Source organism: Mesorhizobium zhangyense (assembly GCF_011045115.1).
Taxonomy (GTDB): domain Bacteria; phylum Pseudomonadota; class Alphaproteobacteria; order Rhizobiales; family Rhizobiaceae; genus Mesorhizobium_M; species Mesorhizobium_M zhangyense.
Genome location: NZ_JAAKZG010000053.1, coordinates 1 through 1,234 on the forward strand (window position 1 = coordinate 1; position 1,234 = coordinate 1,234).

At 59.2% G+C, this 1,234-nt stretch carries 1 protein-coding gene; it reads right to left on the reverse strand.

Annotated elements, in window-relative coordinates:
• Positions 1-1,154, reverse strand: a protein-coding gene (locus G6N74_RS30410; protein ID WP_246246087.1) for an IS3 family transposase whose coding sequence is annotated in 2 segments (ribosomal slippage) — positions 1-893 and positions 893-1,154 — 1,155 coding nt annotated over the 2 segments. Because the reading frame shifts where the segments join, the coding sequence is not laid out codon by codon here. This gene is flagged as partial in the annotation.
• Positions 1,155-1,234: the final 80 nt, after the last annotated feature.

Sequence of the window (1,234 nt, forward strand, 5' to 3'; positions counted from 1 at the left end):
TGATCCGATACCATTCTTTGGACCGCCGGAAGGTGGAGTTTCCCGGCTATATCCCGATGGCGGGCTGGTGGCGCCATCGGGATTAATCAACGAGATCGGGACCTTGTGTCCGATTGCGCCATGTGGGCGCACCTCGTTGTAGTATCTGCGCCAATCCTCCAACTTTTTGGCCGCGTCGGCAAGCGTCAGGAACCAGTGGGCATTCAGGCACTCCGCCCTGAAGCGGCCGTTGAAAGCTTCGATGTAAGCGTTGTCCGTTGGCTTTCCCGGTCGCGAGAAGTCGAGCGTGACGCCCTTGGTGTAGGCCCACAGATCGAGGTCGCGGGAGACGAACTCCGTGCCCTGATCGACCCTGATCGTCTTCGGATAGCCGATCCGCGGGCAGACTTGTTCCAGCGTCCTGACCACGTCCTCTGCTCGGTAACTGAAGCGCGGGTCGAGCACCGGCACGTAGCGCGAGAACGTATCGACGACCGTCAGGACACGGATTTTCTTGCCCGTCGCGAGTTGGTCGTGAACGAAGTCCATCGCCCACACGTCGTTGGGCTCGACGGCCGGCTGGCGATCGTCTCGTAGCTTCGCCTTCACCCGCCTTTTCGGTGTCTTGTTCCTCAGTTGAAGCCCTAAATCCCTGTAAATCCGATAGGTCCGCTTCATGTTGATGTCCCAGCCCTCGCGCGTGAGCATCACGTGCACACGCCGGTAGCCATAACGAACCCGCGTGGCACAGATGTCTTTGATCCGAGCTTCGATGCCGGCCTGATCGCAGCGACGGGACTTGTAGTGATAGGTCGAGGTGTCGAACTCCAGAACCCGGCAGGCTCGCCGGATCGACACGTTCCACTCAGTACAGGTGTCCGCCACCAGCTCGCGTTTGCGACCAGGCCTCACAGTTTTCGGCGGATCACGTCCTGCAGCATCTCCTTGTCCAGCGACAGGTCGGCGACCAGCTTCCTCAGCTTGCCGTTCTCATCCTCCAGCTGCTTCAGTCGCTTCATCTCCGTCGGCAGCAGCCCGTCATATTTCTTTTTCCAGTTGAAGTAGGTTGCTTGGCTGATCCCCGCGCGGCGGCAGATCTCCGCCACCGGAATGCCGTCCGCTCCCTGCTTTAGAATGAACGCCTTCTGTGCGTCCGAAAACTTCGATGCCTTCATCGTCTCCGCTCCTCTCCCAGCCGGGAAACTACAGCGGAAAACTCCAATTCTGAACGGTCCAGTTTTCAGGGATCAGATCA